Here is a 15,385-nt window from a genome sequence, read left to right as displayed (position 1 = left end):
GCGCGCCGCCGTAGGCTGGGGGACGTGACGGTACGTGTGCGCTTCGCCCCCTCCCCGACCGGTATGTTCCACGTCGGCGGTGCCCGCTCGGCGCTGCAGAACTGGATCTACGCCAAGCAGCAGGGCGGGGTGTTCGTGCTCCGCGTCGAGGACACCGACGCGGCCCGCAACAAGCCGGAGTGGACCGAGGGCATCCTCTCCGCGCTGGACTGGATCGGCATCGAGCGCGGCGGCTACGAGGGCCCGTACTTCCAGTCGGAGTACGCCGGCGAGCACCGGGCCGCCGCCGCGCGGCTGCACGCGTCCGGCCGCGCCTACTACTGCGACTGCACCCGCGAGGCCGTGCAGGCCCGCACCGGTTCGCAGTACCAGGGCTACGACGGCTTCTGCCGGGACCGGGGGCTGTCGGCCGGCGAGGGGCGCGCCCTGCGCTTCCGTACGCCCGACGAGGGCGAGACCGTCGTCGTCGACCTGATCCGCGGCGAGCCGACCTTCGAGAACAAGCTGATCGAGGACTTCGTCATCGCCCGGGGCGACGGTTCGCCGATGTTCCTGCTCGCCAACGTGGTCGACGACATGACCATGGGCATCACCCACGTGATCCGGGCCGAGGAGCACCTGCCCAACACCCCGAAGCAGCAGCTGCTCTGGGAGGCGCTCGGGGTCAAGCCGCCGATCTGGGCGCACGTGCCGGTGGTGGTCAACGAGAAGCGGCAGAAGCTCTCCAAGCGCCGCGACAAGGTGGCCCTGGAGGCGTTCCGGGACGAGGGCTACCTGGCCGCCGCGATGCGCAACTACCTGATGCTGCTCGGCTGGGCGCCGTCGGGCGACCGGGAGATCGTCGAGTGGTCGGTTATCGAGCAGGAGTACCGGCTGGAGGACGTCAACCCCTCCCCGGCGTTCTTCGACGAGAAGAAGCTCCGCGCGTTCAACGGCGAGTACATCCGGGCGCTGCCGGTCGAGGAGTTCGTCGAGGCCTGCCGGCCGTGGCTGACGGGCACCGGCACCATCGCCCCGCCGCCGTGGCAGCCGGAGGAGTTCGACGCGGACGCCTTCGCGGCCGTGGCCCCGCTGGCGCAGACCCGGATCGCGCTGCTCAGCGAGATCGTGCCGAACGTCGACTTCCTCTTCCTCGCCTCGCCGCTGATCGACGAGGCCGCCTGGGCCAAGGCGATGAAGGAGGGCTCGGCGGAGCTGCTGGACGCCGCCACGGCGGCGTTCGAGGCGCTGGAGTCGTGGGACGCCGAGACGCTGAAGTCGACGCTGGAGGCCGTCGGCGCCGAGCGCGGGCTCAAGCTCGGCAAGGCCCAGGCGCCGGTGCGCGTCGCCGTCACCGGCCGTACCGTCGGGCTGCCGCTGTTCGAGTCGCTGGAGGTGCTCGGCCGCGAGCGCACCCTGAGCCGGCTGCGCGCCGCCCGGGTCCGCCTGTTCTGAGCCGGGCCTGTTCCGAGGGCCACGAGCGCCCTGCCGGGGACGGCCCACCCGCGCCGGAGGGCGGCCTGCGACGCCGCCGCCACGTCGGTCCGTCGGTCCGTCGGTCCGTCGCCACGTCGGTCCTCGACCTCCGGCTCCGGCTCCGGCTCGGGTTGGTGCCTGACGCCGGCGTACCGCTCAGCGCCCGGACCCGTGGGTCCGGGCGCTGAGGCGTCCCGGGCTCGGGCCGGTCAGCGGCGGGCGGAGCGGCGGCGCAGCAGCAGGCCGGCGGCGAGGGCGGCCAGGAGAAGCACGCCGCCGAGCGCCCACAGCCAGCCGCGCCCGGCCGCGTCGTCGCTCTCCTTCGCCGCGGGCACCGCGGACCCCGGCGTGCCCGCGCCCGTCGGATCGGGCACCGCCGAGGTCGGTGCGGCGCCGGACGGAAGCGGTACGGCCGACGCCGGGGCGCTCGGGCCGGCGGTGCCCGCGCCGGTGGGCGACTCGGCGGGGGTGCCGGTGGTCAGGGTGAACCGCACCTCGCCGGAGACCGGGTGCCCGTCACTGGACGCCAACTGGTAGCCGACGATGTAGAGGCCCGCCCGGCCCGGCTTGAACGGGACGCTCACCCGCGAGCCGGAGAAGGCCGGCGCGCCGCCCAGCGCGGCCACGTTGTCCGGACCGGTCACTGTGATCTTCGTCGTATTCGGGTCCGCCTTCGCCAGGAAACGCAGCTCGATCCGGGACGGTGCCTCGGCCACCCGGGCGCCGTTGCGCGGATCGCTGCCGGTCAGCGAGTTGTGGGCAGCCGCCGGCGTGGCCGGCAGCACCAACGACACACCGATCGCCACGCCGACCACCACTGGCCAGGTGCGCGCCATCCGTGGGAACCTGCCCCCCATGAACCCCTCCGTAAAGGTACGATCCGCCCGCTGATCCACGGCTACCGTTCATTGGTCGGGCCGGGATCACAGATAGTTCCAATTACTGTTCCACGAGCTGCAACCGATCGACGTTCTGCGCAGTCTTGAGGGTGGCACCCTGCACGGGTTCGGTCACCCCCGTCAGCCAACCAACGCGTGACCTGCAGCAAGCCATCCATCGAACGGGGCGAGGAGGCGGCGATGGTCCGAACGATGCGGCGGCTGGTCGCGGTGTTGGCGGGCGGGCTCGCGGCGGCGGTCCTGTCGCTCGGTTCCGCCGGGACGGCGACGGCGGCGCCGAAGACCCCACCGGCCGGAGTGGAGATCACCGGGCATGGGCTCGCGGAACCGCTGCGGCTGCGCGCGGAGGCCCAGCCCGCGCACGTGGTGGCGGTCATCGACCAGGTCAACTTCCTCGGCCGTACGGGGCAGCCCAAGGGCCCGAAGGCGGCGGACCTCGGTCCGAAGTACACGGTCGTGGTGTTCGCCGGTGACGTCGCGAAGCAGACGTACGACCTCTACCCGAAGGCGGTCGGCGGGCCGCGCGTCTTCCGCCCGGCCAAGCAGCCGGACGCCCGCAAGACCGCCGCGGGCTGGTTCCTCGGCCGGCTCAACATGTCGGAGACCCTCCGCACGGCGGGTGTGCCGCTGGAGCGGCAGTTCGACACCGTCAGCGGGGGCGTCGGCGGCGGCGAGCGGGTCATCCCGGAGGACGCCCTCAACCCGGCGAAGGACATCGACGAGGCGCTCGGCGAGTTGCAGCGGCTGCTGCTGCTCAACGTCGCGGTGGTGCTGGTCATCACGTCGGGGCTCGCCGGGATCGCGCTGCTGGTCCGCCGCCGCACCCGCTGAGTCCGCCGCCGGCGCCCGCCGGATGGCCGGCCCCGGGCGGGGGTCAGATCTCCAGGACCACCTTGCCGCGGACGTGCCCCTCCTCCACCAGGCGCTGCGCGTCCGCCGCCTGCGCCAGCGGGAACGTCCGTTCGACGTGGACGGTCAGCCGGCCGGCGTCCACCAGCCCGGCGAGCATGCCCAGGTCCACGGTCGACGGCTTGACGAACAGATAGCTGCCGCCCAGCCGGGTGACGTGCTCCGGGTCGGCCGTCGAGATCAGCCGCGCGGGACGGGTGATCAACTCGGCCGACACGTCGAGCGCGTCGCCGCCGAACAGGTCGAGCACCACGTCCACCCCGTCGGGCGCGACCGCGCGGACCCGGTCGGCCAGCCCGTCGCCGTACGCGACCGGCTCGGCGCCCAGCGACCGGACGAAGTCGTGGTTGGCCGCGCCGGCCGTGCCGATCACGCGGTCGGCGCCGAACGCGCGGGCGATCTGCACCGCCAGGTGGCCCACCCCGCCGGACGCCCCGTGCACCAGCACCGTGTCGCCGGCGCCGGTGCGGGCCGCCTGGAGCGCCTGGTACGCCGTGAGGCCCGCCAGGGGCAGGCCGCCCGCCTCGGCCCAGGACGCCCGCACCGGCTTCGCCGCCAGCGTCCGCTCGGGCGCCGGGACGAGTTCGGCGTACGTGCCGTACTGGATGTGGTCGCGTCGGACGTAGCCGACGACCTCGTCGCCGACGGCGAACCCGGTCACCGCCGGCCCGACCGCCTCGATCACCCCGGCCGCGTCCCAGCCGGGGACGAGCGGGAAGTGACCCGGGATCGCACCGGCCAGGTGCCCCTCGCGCACCTTCCAGTCGACCGGGTTCACCCCGGCCGCCCGGAGGCGTACGAGCACCGTGTCCGGGCCGACCGGCGGGTCGGGCAGATCCCGCACGGTCAGCAGGTCGGCCGGGCCGTACGTGTCGATCGCGATCGCCTTCACACCGGTCACGCTAGCGGCCGGGCGGCGTCGCCGTGGTCAGCACCAGCGGCGTGGCGGCCGCTCGCGGCGGGTGCCGCGCTGCCGGGGGCGGACCGGGCCGTGCCGGTGCGCACCGGCCCAGCCGGGCAGGTCGCTGCGGCAGCCCGGGAGCGCCGCCAACTCGGCCTCGCCGGTCGGAGTCGGTTCCGCGACGCGCTGCCGGGGCACCGTGACGTCGTCCTCGGGGCGTTCGGGCGCGCGGGCCGGGTGCTCCGGCGAGTGGGCCGGGAGCCCTCCGGGCAGCCGGCGGTGCTTTGCTGCCGCCTGCTGCTCGTGGTGGCCCGGCCGGCAGGGCTCGCCCTGGGCGCAGCCGTGCTCGGCCTCCCCGTGCGCCATCGGAGTCTCCTCACGCTCGCCCCGCCCGCCGGCCTAGCTCCGACGGGCCCTGCCACCGTACTGGCCGCCACCGACGCCCCACCCGACTCCCCCACCGCCCCCGCCCCCCTCCTCGCGATCATGCAGTCGTGGTGGGAAGTTCGTACGCCGGTGCAGCATTCGTCCCCCACCACGACTGCATGATCGGCGGAAACGGGCGGGGTGGGGGGTGTGGTGGGATCGGGGGGTGGGGCGGGTGGGTGGGCGGGTGAGGGCGGTGGGTGGGTGAAGGTGGTGGGGTGGGTGGGGGTTGGGACGGGTGGGCGGGACGTCGTGCTGGCGTGCGCCTCCCTGGTTGGCGGGGCGGTCCTGTACGGGCTGGGCACGCAGCCGCAGCTGTCCTGGCACCCGGACCTGCCGGAACCGCTGTTCCTGCTGCCGCTGGCGCTGGTCTGCACGGCCGTGGGCCTGCGCCGGGTCGCCACCCGGGCCAGCCTGGCGCTCGGCACGGTGGCGGTGCTGGCCGACCTCGCGATGGGCGGCTCGCTGGCCACCGTCCTCGTCTACACCCAGGTGCTCTACGACGCGTGCGTGTTCGGCTCGGCCCGGACCTGGCGCCGGCTGCTCCAGGTCACGATCGCGTTGAGCGTCCTCGGCACGGCGGTGGGGGTGCTGCTGAGGGGTGACTGGCGGGGCGTGGGCATCGGGGCGCCCGTGGTGCTGGCCGGGGTGATGCCGGTGCTCACCGGGATCAGCGTGCGGCAGTACCGGGACCAGGCGGTCGCCGAACGGGCCCGGGCCGAGCAGACGGCCCGGCTGGTGGAGCTGGACCGCCGGCAGGCCGTCGGCGCGGAACGGGCCCGGATGGCCCGGGAGCTGCACGACGTGATCGCCAACCACCTGAGTGCGGTGGCCATCCACGCCACGGCCGCGCTCTCCGTGCCCGGGCTCGACCGGTCGCAGGTCGAGTCGGCCCTGCGGGTGATCCGGGAGAGCAGTGTGCAGGGACTGGGCGAGATGCGGCAGATGATCGGGCTGCTGCGGGAACCGACGGAGGGCGGGGCGGCCGTCGACGCCACCGACGAGACGACCCGGGCGCGGCTCAGCGAGGTCGACGCTCTCGTGGACCGGGTACGCGCCGCCGGGCTGACCGTCCGGGCGACCCGGCGCGGCGAGCCCCGTGCGCTGCCGGTCGGAGTGGACCTGGCCGCGTACCGGATCGTGCAGGAGTCGCTGACCAACGCGCTCAAGCACGGCGCCGGCGAGGCCGACCTGCTGGTCGCGTACGAGCCGGCGGGGGTGGTGGTGGGCGTGGAGAACCCGGTCGGCGCCGGCCGGGGCGCCCTGACCGGCGCGGGCGCCGGCCTGATCGGGATGCGGGAGCGGGCGGCGCTGCTGAACGGCCGGTTCGCCGCCGGCCCGGCGGAAGGCCGCTGGCGGGTACGGGTGGAGCTGCCGACGGAGGTGGCGTCGTGAGGCGACGGGGCGGCATGGCCGAGGTGGTCCGGGTGCTGCTCGCCGACGACCAGCCGGCGGTGCGGGCCGGGCTGGCGCTGATCCTGGCCGGGGCGGCCGGCGTCGAGGTGGTGGGCGAGGCCGAGGACGGCGCCGAGGCGGTCCGGCTGTGCCGGGAGCTGCGCCCGGACGTCGCGGTGCTGGACGTGCGGATGCCCCGGCTGGACGGCATCTCGGCCACCCGGGAGATCGCCGCCGACCGGCTCGCCGACGTGCTCGTCCTCACCACCTTCGACGTCGACGAGTACGTCTTCGGGGCGCTGCGGGCCGGCGCGGCGGGCTTCGTCCTCAAGGACATCGACGCGGCGGGGCTGGTGGCGGCCGTGCGGACGGTCGCCCGGGGCGAGGGGTTCATCGCCCCGGCGGTCACCCGCCGCCTGATCACGGAGTTCGCGGCGACCGCCCCCACCGCCTCCGCCGCGACCCGGCAGGCGGTGGACGCGCTGACCCCCCGGGAGCGCGACGTGCTGGCCTGTCTCGGGCTCGGCCTGTCCAACCAGCTGGTCGCCGACCGGTTGGCGATGGCCGAGAGCACCACCAAGACCCACGTCAGCCGGATCCTCGCCAAGCTGGACCTGCGTAGCCGGGTGCAGGCCGCCATCCTGGCCCAGGAGCTGGGGCTGCCCGTCCCGCCGCCGGCCTGACCCACCACCACCCGGGGCACGCGCCCCGTCACCCGCGCCGGGCGGGGCGCGGCGGGCCGCCCGGCGCGGAGGCGCAGGTCGGGGCGTGTCAGGCTGGGGCGGTGAGCGAGCCGGGCGGGACGGAGCTGTCGGCCACGCTGCGCCGGATCGAGCGGGCGGCGGGGGCGCTGGCCAGCGCCAGCGTGGCCCGGATGGACGAGACGCTGCCCTGGTTCCGCGACCTGCCGCCCGACCACCGCTCCTGGGTGATGCTGGTGGCCCAGGCCGGCGCCCGGTCGCTGGTGCAGTGGCTGCGCGACGGCGGCGGCACGGCGGACAGCACCCAGGAGGTCTCGGACGAGGTCTTCGCCACCGCGCCGCAGGCGCTCGCCCGCTCGATCAGCCTCCAGCAGACCGTCGCGCTGGTGAAGGTGATGATCGACGTCGTCGAGGAGCAGGTCTCGCACCTGGCGGCGAAGGGCGAGGAACAGCAGTTGCGCGAGGCGGTGCTGCGGTTCTCCCGGGAGATCGCCTTCGCCGCCGCCCGGGTGTACGCCCGGGCCGCCGAGTCGCGCGGCTCCTGGGACGCCCGGTTGCAGGCGTTGCTGGTGGACGCGCTGCTGCGGGGCGACTCGCCGGACGTGTTGGCGAGCCGGGCGGCGGCGCTCGGCTGGGCGGACGCCCCGCCGGTGGCGGTGGCGGTCGGCCGCTCCCCCGGCGGGGAGGTCTCCGCCGTGCTGCACACCGTCCACCGGCAGGCCCGGCGCATCGGCACGGAGGTGATCGGCGGGGTGCACGGCGACCGGCTGGTCATCGTGCTCGGCGGCGCCGCCGATCCGGTCGCGGCCACCGGGAAGCTGCTCGGCGCCTTCGGGGACGGGCCGGTGGTGGTCGGTCCGGCCGTGCCGAGCCTGGACGAGGCGACCGAGTCGGCGCGCGCCGCGCTGGCCGGCTTCCGGGCCGCACCGGCCTGGCCGACCGCGCCCCGGCCGGTGCCGGCGGACGACCTGCTGCCGGAGCGGGCGCTGGCCGGGGACGCCGAGGCGCGCCGGCGGCTGCGGCACGATGTCTACGCCGCGCTGGTGCGGGCCGGCGGGGAACTGCTGGAAACCCTCGACGCCTTCTTCGCGGCCGGCGGCACGCTGGAGAGCGCCGCGCGCTCCCTCTTCGTGCACCCGAACACGGTGCGCTACCGGCTGCGGCGGATCTCGGACGTCACCGGCTTCTCGCCGCTCGCGGCGCGGGACGCCTTCGCGCTCCAGGTGGCCCTCACCGTCGGCCGGCTCGACCCGGTGGTCCCGGTGGCACCAACCCAGACAATGACCCTGAACGCTAGTAAAACGCCACACACAGGTGATGATCGCCGCCGATTTTTGTAGGAAACCTCCAAAGGTTCTAGTGCGGTTTGGTCGGGGGCGGCACAGCGCTACCCGCGCGTATCCGGGAGAGTCATAGGGGTGCTCGCCGTACTCTCGCCCGGCCAGGGTTCCCAGAAACCCGGCTTCCTGACTCCCTGGCTGGACCTCACCGGCGCCGAAGCACGTCTGCGCTGGTGGTCAGCGCTGGCCGGGGTCGACCTGGTGCACCTCGGCACCGCCGCCGACGCGGACGAGATCAGGGACACCGCGCGGACCCAGCCGCTGCTGGTCGCCGCCGCGCTGCTGGCCGCCGAGCACCTGCCGATGTACGACGTCACGCTCACCGTCGGCCACAGCGTCGGCGAGCTGGGCGCGGCGGCGCTCGCCGGGGTGCTCCCGGCGGAGGCGGCGATCACCCTGGCCGGCGTACGCGGGCGGGAGATGGCCGCGGCCTGCGCCCTGGAGCCGACCGGGATGGCCGCGGTGCTGGGCGGGGACCCCGAGGAGGTGCTCGCCTCGATCGTCGCGCACGGGCTGCACCCGGCCAACCGCAACGGCGCCGGCCAGTTCGTCGCCGCCGGCTCCGTCGAGGGGCTGGAGAAGCTCGCCGCCGAGCCGCCGGCGAAGGCCCGGGTGATCCGCCTGAAGGTGGCCGGCGCCTTCCACACGCCGTACATGGCCCCCGCCGAGACGGCGCTGGCCGCCGTGGCCGCCGGGATCACCCCGAGCGACCCGGCCCGGATCCTGCTGTCGAATCTCGACGGGGCCGCGGTCAACCACGGGCGCGACATGGTGCAGCGCCTGGTCCGCCAGGTCACCGCGCCGGTGCGCTGGGACCTCTGCATGCGCACCCTGGCCGACCTCGGGGTGACCGGCGTGATCGAGCTACCCCCGGCCGGCACCCTCGCGGGCCTGGTGAAGCGGGAGCTGAAGGGGGCCGGGGCCCCCGAGGTGGTCACCCTCAACACCCCCGACGACCTGCCCGCCGCCCGGGACCTGATCGCCCGGCACGGCATGGCGCCGGGCCACGAGCCGACCATGCACTTCCGCGTGGTGGTGGCCCCGTCGGCCGGCACCTTCGAGCCGGCGCGGGAGCTCACCGAGGGCGACACGCTGCGCGCCGGCCAGGTCGTCGGCCACGTGGCCACCCGGCAGGGCCCGATCGAGGTGACCGCCCACGGCAGCGGCGTGCTCACCGAGTGGCTCGCCCACCACGACGACCCGGTCGCGCCGGGCCAACCGCTCGTCCGCATCGGAGGTCACGTGTGAGCGCGAGGAATGAGCCGGTCCTGCGAGTCCCGCAGTCGCGAACGACAAGCGGCCCCGTGAGCGCGAGGAATAAGCCGGTCCTGCGAGTCTCTCAGTCGCGAACGGAAGGACAGCCCTGATGACCGGCAGTCGGATCGTCGCGCTGGGGCACTACCAGCCCTCCCGCGTGGTCACCAACGACGACATCGCCCAGCTGGTCGAGACCAGCGACGAGTGGATCCGGGACCGGGTCGGCATCGTCACCCGGCGGATCGCCGACGGCGAGACGGTCGCCGACATGGCCGCCGCCGCCGCCGGCAAGGCGCTGGCCAACTCCGGGCTCACCGCCGCCGACATCGACCTGGTCGTCGTGGCGACGTGCAGCTCCGCCGACCGCAGCCCGAACGTGGCCTGCCGGGTCGCCGCCAAGCTCGGCATCACCGCGCCCGGGGCGTTCGACCTCAACACGGCCTGCTCCGGCTTCGCGTACGCGCTGGGCACCGTCGACCACGCCATCCGGGCCGGCGCCTCGCGCAACGCCCTGGTCATCGGCGCGGAGAAGCTGTCCGACATCGTCGACTGGACGGACCGCTCCACCTGCATCATCTTCGCCGACGGCGCCGGCGCCGCCGTGGTGTCGGCCGTCGGCGAGGGCGAGCCCGCCGGCGTCGGCCCGGTGGTCTGGGGCTCGGTGCCGGAGAAGGGCGACGCGGTACGCATCGAGGGCTGGCGCCCGTCCATCCAGCAGGAGGGCCAGTCGGTCTTCCGCTGGGCCACGACGGAGCTGGCGCCGCTGGCCCGGCAGGCGTGCGAGCGCGCCGGGGTGGACCCGTCGGAGTTGGCGGCCTTCGTGCCGCACCAGGCCAACGCCCGGATCATCGACGGCATCGCCAAGCGCCTCGGCATCCCGAACGCGATCATCGCCAAGGACATCGTCGAGTCCGGCAACACCTCGGCGGCGAGCGTGCCACTGGCCCTGTCGAAGCTGGTCGAGCGGCGGGAGGTGCCCTCCGGCGCCCCGGTGCTGCTCTTCGGCTTCGGCGGTGGCCTGACCTACGCCGGTCAGGTCGTCCGCTGCCCCTGAAAAGCCCCTCCGGCCGCTGCGCCGGGGAGTGACGGCCGGCGTCGTCGGCCGTCGAATGAATAACGATGAGAGGAACCAACCGCAATGACCCGTGACGAGATCACCGCCGGCCTCGCCGAGATCCTCGAAGAGGTTGCCGGGGTGAACCCGGACGACGTGGCCGAGGGGAAGTCCTTCACCGACGACCTGGACGTCGACTCGCTCTCCATGGTGGAGGTCGTGGTGGCGGCTGAGGAGAAGTTCGGCGTCAAGATCCCGGACAACGAGGTGCAGAACCTGAAGACCGTCGGGGACGCCGTCAGCTACATCGAGGCGCAGTCCTGATCATGGCTCACACCGACGTCGTCGTCACCGGGCTCGGCGCGACCACCCCGCTGGGCGGGGACGTCGCGTCGACCTGGGACGCCATGCTCGCCGGCCGCTCCGGGGTGGGTCCGCTCACCCAGGAGTGGGCCGAGCAACTGCCGGTCCGGATCGCCGCCCGGCTCGCGGTCGAGCCGACCGGCCTGATCGACCGGGTCAAGCTCCGCCGGCTCGACCGTTCCGAGGCGATCGCGATCATCGCGGCGCAGCAGGCCTGGGCCGACTCGGGTCTGGCCGACTCCGGGCTGGACCCGGAGCGGCTGGGCGTCAGCGTCGGCTCCGGCATCGGCGGCGCGCTGACGCTGCTCGCCCAGGACGACATCCTGGAGGCGTCCGGCCCGCGGCGGGTCTCCCCGCACACGATCCCGATGCTGATGCCGAACGGCCCCGCCGCCTGGGTCGGGCTGGAGCTGGGCGCGAAGGCCGGGGTGCACTCGGTGGCCAGCGCCTGCGCGACCGGCGCCGAGGCGATCGCGCTCGGCATGGACATGATCCGTGCCGGCCGGGCCGACGTGGTGGTGGCCGGCGGCACCGAGGCGGTCATCCACCAGCTGCCGATCGCCGGGTTCAGTTCGATGCGGGCGATGTCGACCCGCAACGACGAGCCGGAGCGGGCCTCCCGGCCATGGGACAAGGGCCGCGACGGCTTCGTGCTGGGTGAGGGCGCGGGCATCGTGGTGCTGGAGCGGGCGGAACACGCCGCCGCCCGGGGCGCCCGGGTCTACGCCCGGCTGGCCGGCGCCGGGCTCACCTCCGACGGCTACGACATCGTCCAGCCGCACCCGGAGGGCGAGGGCGCGATCCGGGCGATCGCGAAGGCGATCGCGGACGCGGGCGTCGCCAGGGCGGACATCGTGCACGTCAACGCGCACGCCACGTCGACCCCGGTCGGGGACGTCGCGGAGATCACCGCGCTGCGCGCGGCGCTGGGTGACCACCCGGTGCTGACCTCGACCAAGTCGATGTCCGGTCACCTGCTGGGCGCGGCGGGCGCGCTGGAGTCGATCGCCACCATCCTGGCGATCCGCGACGGTGTCGTACCGCCGACGATCAACCTGGACGACCCCGACGACGGGCTCAGCCTGGACGTGGCGGCCAACGAGGCGCGCCACATGGACATCCCCGCCGCGCTGAACAACTCGTTCGGCTTCGGCGGGCACAACGTGGCTCTCGTCTTCACGCGGGCCTGAGACCACAGCCATGGAGGCACACGTGACCACCACCGCCGTTGGCGTGGACGCATCGTCCGTCGCGGACCATCGGGATCCGGAGGTTCGGCTCCGGGCGTTGTTCGACGCCGGTTCGTTGCGGCTGTCGGTGCCACGGGACACCTCGGGTGTGCTGTGGGCGCGCGGTGAGGTCGAGGGCTCGCCGGTCGTCGCGTACGCCACGGACGCGACGCGGATGGGCGGGGCGATGGGCACCGAGGGGTGCCGGCACGTCGTGGACGCGATCGACACCGCGGTGCGGGAGCGGGTGCCGGTGATCGGGTTGTGGCACTCGGGTGGTGCGCGGTTGGCCGAGGGCGTGGTCGCCCTCGACGCGGTGGGTCAGGTGTTCGCGGCGATGGTGCGGGCCTCGGGGCGGGTGCCGCAGATCTCCACGGTGCTGGGCCCGGCGGCCGGTGGCGCCGCGTACGGGCCGGCGTTGACCGACATCGTGGTGATGAGCGGTGCGGGCCGGATCTTCGTGACCGGCCCGGAGGTGGTCCGCAGCGTCACCGGCGAGCAGGTCGACATGGCCCGCCTCGGTGGGCCCGAGCCGCACGGCCGCCGCTCCGGGGTGGTCCACGTGACCTGCGCCGACGACGAGACGGCGCTGGCCGAGACGCGCAAGCTCGCCGCGCTGCTCGGCCGGCAGGGGCGCCTGTCGCCCGACGACGTGTCCGCCCAGGACGAGGGGGGACACGACCTGACGGCGAAGATGCCGGTCGAGACGAACCGGGCCTACGACGTGAAGCCGGTGGTGAAGGCGCTGCTGGACGCCCCCGGGGTGGAGCTGCACGCCAAGTGGGCGCCGAACGTGGTGACCACCCTGGGTCGCTTCGCCGGGCGTACCGTCGGGGTCGTCGCGAACAACCCGCTGCGCCTGGGCGGCTGCCTGGACGCCTCCAGCGCCGAGAAGGCCGCCCGGTTCGTGCGCATGTGCGACTCCCTCGGCGTGCCGCTGATCGTCCTGGTCGACGTCCCCGGCTACCTGCCCGGCCTGGGCCAGGAGTGGGACGGCGTCGTCCGCCGGGGCGCGAAGCTCCTGCACGCCTTCGCCGAGGCGGTCGTGCCCCGGGTCACCCTGGTCACCCGCAAGGCCTACGGCGGGGCGTACATCGCGATGAACTCCCGCTCCCTGGGCGCCACCGCGGTGTTCGCCTGGCCCGACGCGGAGGTCGCGGTGATGGGCGCCGGCGCGGCCGTCAACATCCTGCACCGCAAGAAGCTCGCCGCCGCCCCGGCCGAGGAGCGCGAGGCGCTGCGCGCGCAACTCGTCGAGGAGCAGACCCGCATCGCCGGCGGCGTCAACCGGGCCCTCGAGATCGGCGTCGTCGACGACGTCATCACCCCGGCCGAGACCCGCCGCCGCATCGCCGAAGCCCTCGCCGCCGCCCCGGCGGCCCGGGGCGCGCACGGCAACATCCCCCTCTAGGCCGACCACGGCACCGGTGCCGCCACCGCGTGCCGGCCGGCCGCGCCGCGCGGTGGGGCCGCGTACCACCGCAAGGGCCCGCGCTCAGCACGAGCGCGGGCCCTTGCGTGTCGCTCAGCCCCGGTTGCGGGGATGCTGGCGGGCGGTCCGCTCGTTGCCCCGGCGGTAGTTTCCGGTCCACCGGGCCATCACGAGCTGCGGGTCGTCGTCGACCTCGGCGAGGAACTCCGCCGCCCGGCCGCCGCGCAGGGTGCCCGCCACCCGGCCGTGGTGGGTGATGACCACCGTGCCATCCGACCGCTCGTCGTACGCGAAACCCTCTGCCGTCCCCATGCACGCGAGGGTGCCAGGCGGGGCGGCCGCACGCGACCCGGTTTCCCGCTTGACTCTCCAGCGGCTGGAGACAGGAGGCTTTCGACGTGGCCGACCGCACCGACCTGTTCACCATCGGGCAACTCGCCCGCCGGACCGGCCTGTCCGTCCGGACGATCCGTTTCTGGTCCGACCTCGACCTGCTCCCGCCCACCGCCCGGTCCACCGGCGGCTACCGCCTCTACGACGCGGCGGCCGTGGCCCGGCTGGACCTCGTCAGGAGCCTGCGGGAGCTGGGGATCGGCCTGGACGACGTCCGCCGGATCCTCCAGCGGCGGACGAGCGTCCGGGAGGTGGCCCAGGCGCACAGCCGCGCCCTGGACGCGGAGATCCGCACCCTGCGGCTGCGCCGGGCGGTGCTGCGGTCGGTCGCCCGACGTGGCAGCACGACCGAGGAGTTGAGACTGATGAACGACCTGGCCCGCCTCTCCGCCCGCGAGCGGCAACGGATCATCGACGAGTTCGTCGCCGAGGTCTTCGGTGGCGTGGAGCCCGGTCCCGGCGGCGACGGGCTGGCCCGGGCGATGCGGACGCTCCCCGCCGACCTGCCCGACGAGCCCACCGACGAGGAGGTGGACGCCTGGGTCGAGTTGGCCGGGCTGGTCGCCGACCCCGCCTTCCGGCTGCGGGTACGGGCGATGGCGGTGGCCGGGGCGGCGGCGACGTCCCCGCCGCCGGCGATGCCCTCCGTCGAGCCGGCGCGCGCCGCGCTCGCCGCCGGGATCGCCCCGGACTCCGGGCGGGCGCGGGCGGTGCTCGACGAGATGGTGGACCCGGGGCTGTCCCGCGCCGAACGGCTCGCGCTCGCCGACGGCATCGCGACCTTCACCGACCGGCAGGTGGAGCGGTACTGGCAGCTGATCGGGGTGCTCAACCGGCGGCCCCCGTTCCCGCCCGCGGTGCCCGCCGTGGAGTGGCTGGTGGCCGCCCTGCGCGCGGCACCGTAGATCAACCGGATTGACGTCGCTGCTCCGCGCCGCTTTGATGAGCCGGCTCTCGTCGTCATCGGGGAATGGACACCATGCAACGTCGTACCCGCGCCGCCGTGCTCGCGGCGCTCACCGTCGGACTGACCGGCGGCTGCGCCGACGGGAAGGAGGCACCGTCAGCCGGTGGCTCCCCTTCGGCCTCGCCGAGTGTCACCGCCTCCCCGGTGACCCCCGGCCCGCCCTGGCACGACGAGGTGGTGGCGGCCCCCGCCGGGACCACGGTGGGCGGCAAGGGCACACCCTGCGAGCTGCCGGTCACCTTCTCGGTGCCGGCGAGATGGAAGGTCGAGGCGGTGAAGGGTTCGGCGAAGTTCGGCGAGCCCCGCCTCGGCAAGGCCCTCATGCTGTGCGAGATCGACGCCCGGCCGACCGGCTCCACCGGGTTCCTGCGGGTGTGGCGGGTCGACCGGGTCGCCGGCGGCGCACAGGAGCACCTCAAGTACTTCCTCGACGCCTCCGCGCCGGAGGCCGTGGACGCGGAGTACCGGCGGGTGAAGGCCGGCACCGTCGACGCCGTCGAGGCGAGCTACCCCAAGGAGGACGGCGGCACGGTCCACGACCGGGCCATCGCGATCTCCTCCCTCTACGGCCCGATCGTGCTGAGCCTGGACACCTCGGACCCCGTGGAGCTGCTGCCGGCGTACCAGCTGGTGAAGCAGTCGGCCCGGATCAACCGGGACTGAC

16 protein-coding genes are annotated in these 15,385 nt (G+C 74.7%); 12 read left to right on the top strand and 4 right to left on the bottom strand.

Annotated features, from left to right (window positions below; genetic code table 11):
• Positions 1–24 precede the first annotated feature (24 nt).
• Positions 25–1,434: a glutamate--tRNA ligase gene (gene gltX, locus EV374_RS19105; RefSeq protein WP_132237222.1), complete on the top strand. Its 1,410-nt coding sequence runs from the start codon at positions 25–27 to the stop codon at positions 1,432–1,434.
• A 230-nt stretch (positions 1,435–1,664) separates the two neighbouring features.
• On the opposite strand, the gene EV374_RS19100 is transcribed toward gltX, so the two are convergent.
• Positions 1,665–2,291, bottom strand: coding sequence for a copper resistance CopC family protein (locus EV374_RS19100; RefSeq protein WP_486485841.1), 627 nt, complete (start codon positions 2,289–2,291; stop codon positions 1,665–1,667).
• Between the two features lie 243 nt (positions 2,292–2,534).
• Between EV374_RS19100 and EV374_RS19095 the strand changes: the two genes are divergently transcribed.
• Positions 2,535–3,185, top strand: coding sequence for a hypothetical protein (locus EV374_RS19095; RefSeq protein WP_132237218.1), 651 nt, complete (start codon positions 2,535–2,537; stop codon positions 3,183–3,185).
• A 43-nt stretch (positions 3,186–3,228) separates the two neighbouring features.
• Here EV374_RS19095 and EV374_RS19090 read toward each other — a convergent pair whose 3' ends face one another.
• Both EV374_RS19090 and EV374_RS19085 read right to left on the bottom strand, forming a co-directional pair.
• Entirely contained in the window at positions 3,229–4,155 is a 927-nt protein-coding gene (locus tag EV374_RS19090) for an NADP-dependent oxidoreductase (RefSeq protein ID WP_207914359.1), read from the bottom strand.
• 36 nt (positions 4,156–4,191) lie between these two features.
• Positions 4,192–4,530 (bottom strand): hypothetical protein, encoded by a 339-nt coding sequence (locus tag EV374_RS19085; RefSeq protein WP_132237216.1) that lies wholly within the window; start codon positions 4,528–4,530, stop codon positions 4,192–4,194.
• Between the two features lie 282 nt (positions 4,531–4,812).
• Here EV374_RS19085 and EV374_RS19080 point away from each other — a divergent pair, with 282 nt between their 5' ends.
• The 8 genes from EV374_RS19080 to EV374_RS19045 all read left to right on the top strand — a co-directional run bounded on the left by EV374_RS19080 (position 4,813) and on the right by EV374_RS19045 (position 13,340).
• The gene (locus EV374_RS19080; protein WP_207914357.1) at positions 4,813–5,985 is read left to right on the top strand and encodes a histidine kinase; all 1,173 of its coding nucleotides are present in this window, start codon (positions 4,813–4,815) and stop codon (positions 5,983–5,985) included.
• Between the two features lie 14 nt (positions 5,986–5,999).
• Positions 6,000–6,668: a response regulator transcription factor gene (locus tag EV374_RS19075; protein ID WP_132237384.1), complete on the top strand. Its 669-nt coding sequence runs from the start codon at positions 6,000–6,002 to the stop codon at positions 6,666–6,668.
• Positions 6,665–8,026 carry a PucR family transcriptional regulator gene (locus EV374_RS19070; protein ID WP_486485848.1) on the top strand — a complete coding sequence of 454 codons (1,362 nt, stop codon included), beginning with the start codon at positions 6,665–6,667 and terminating at the stop codon, positions 8,024–8,026. The genes EV374_RS19075 and EV374_RS19070 overlap by 4 nt, the downstream gene beginning before the upstream one ends.
• A 78-nt stretch (positions 8,027–8,104) precedes the next feature.
• Positions 8,105–9,274, top strand: a complete 1,170-nt coding sequence (locus EV374_RS19065; protein ID WP_132237212.1) for an acyltransferase domain-containing protein — start codon at positions 8,105–8,107, stop codon at positions 9,272–9,274.
• A 118-nt stretch (positions 9,275–9,392) separates the two neighbouring features.
• A complete protein-coding gene (locus EV374_RS19060; RefSeq protein WP_132237210.1) occupies positions 9,393–10,337 on the top strand; it encodes a beta-ketoacyl-ACP synthase III in 945 nt (314 codons plus the stop codon).
• Between the two features lie 84 nt (positions 10,338–10,421).
• A complete protein-coding gene (locus EV374_RS19055; protein WP_007072348.1) occupies positions 10,422–10,661 on the top strand; it encodes an acyl carrier protein in 240 nt (79 codons plus the stop codon).
• A gap of 2 nt (positions 10,662–10,663) precedes the next feature.
• Positions 10,664–11,890, top strand: a complete 1,227-nt coding sequence (gene fabF / locus EV374_RS19050; RefSeq protein WP_132237208.1) for a beta-ketoacyl-ACP synthase II — start codon at positions 10,664–10,666, stop codon at positions 11,888–11,890.
• Positions 11,891–11,900: 10 nt separating this feature from the next.
• Entirely contained in the window at positions 11,901–13,340 is a 1,440-nt protein-coding gene (locus tag EV374_RS19045; RefSeq protein WP_207914355.1) for a carboxyl transferase domain-containing protein, read from the top strand.
• Positions 13,341–13,454: 114 nt separating this feature from the next.
• Here the strand turns inward: EV374_RS19045 and EV374_RS19040 are convergent, their stop codons facing one another.
• Positions 13,455–13,673, bottom strand: coding sequence for a hypothetical protein (locus EV374_RS19040; protein ID WP_132237204.1), 219 nt, complete (start codon positions 13,671–13,673; stop codon positions 13,455–13,457).
• 86 nt (positions 13,674–13,759) lie between these two features.
• Here EV374_RS19040 and EV374_RS19035 point away from each other — a divergent pair, with 86 nt between their 5' ends.
• Both EV374_RS19035 and EV374_RS19030 read left to right on the top strand, forming a co-directional pair.
• Positions 13,760–14,659 (top strand): helix-turn-helix domain-containing protein, encoded by a 900-nt coding sequence (locus EV374_RS19035; protein WP_132237202.1) that lies wholly within the window; start codon positions 13,760–13,762, stop codon positions 14,657–14,659.
• Positions 14,660–14,733: 74 nt separating this feature from the next.
• Positions 14,734–15,384, top strand: a complete 651-nt coding sequence (locus EV374_RS19030; protein WP_132237200.1) for a lipoprotein — start codon at positions 14,734–14,736, stop codon at positions 15,382–15,384.
• Position 15,385 lies beyond the last annotated feature (1 nt).

The sequence above is a fragment of the Micromonospora sp. CNZ303 genome, assembly GCF_004345505.1.
The sequence above is the reverse complement of the archived record's forward strand: the minus strand, read 5'-3'. Positions and strand labels throughout refer to the sequence as shown.

What these genes read in the sequence shown, in the direction of transcription:
- EV374_RS19100 (WP_486485841.1), bottom strand. Translation starts at nt 2,291, where the DNA reads ATGGCGCGCACCTGGCCAGTGGTGGTCGGCGTGGCGATCGGTGTGTCG.
- EV374_RS19095 (WP_132237218.1), top strand. Translation starts at nt 2,535, where the DNA reads ATGGTCCGAACGATGCGGCGGCTGGTCGCGGTGTTGGCGGGCGGGCTC.
- EV374_RS19085 (WP_132237216.1), bottom strand. Translation starts at nt 4,530, where the DNA reads ATGGCGCACGGGGAGGCCGAGCACGGCTGCGCCCAGGGCGAGCCCTGC.
- EV374_RS19075 (WP_132237384.1), top strand. Translation starts at nt 6,000, where the DNA reads ATGGCCGAGGTGGTCCGGGTGCTGCTCGCCGACGACCAGCCGGCGGTG.
- EV374_RS19060 (WP_132237210.1), top strand. Translation starts at nt 9,393, where the DNA reads ATGACCGGCAGTCGGATCGTCGCGCTGGGGCACTACCAGCCCTCCCGC.
- EV374_RS19055 (WP_007072348.1), top strand. Translation starts at nt 10,422, where the DNA reads ATGACCCGTGACGAGATCACCGCCGGCCTCGCCGAGATCCTCGAAGAG.
- fabF (WP_132237208.1), top strand. Translation starts at nt 10,664, where the DNA reads ATGGCTCACACCGACGTCGTCGTCACCGGGCTCGGCGCGACCACCCCG.
- EV374_RS19045 (WP_207914355.1), top strand. Translation starts at nt 11,901, where the DNA reads ATGGAGGCACACGTGACCACCACCGCCGTTGGCGTGGACGCATCGTCC.
- EV374_RS19040 (WP_132237204.1), bottom strand. Translation starts at nt 13,673, where the DNA reads ATGGGGACGGCAGAGGGTTTCGCGTACGACGAGCGGTCGGATGGCACG.
- EV374_RS19030 (WP_132237200.1), top strand. Translation starts at nt 14,734, where the DNA reads ATGCAACGTCGTACCCGCGCCGCCGTGCTCGCGGCGCTCACCGTCGGA.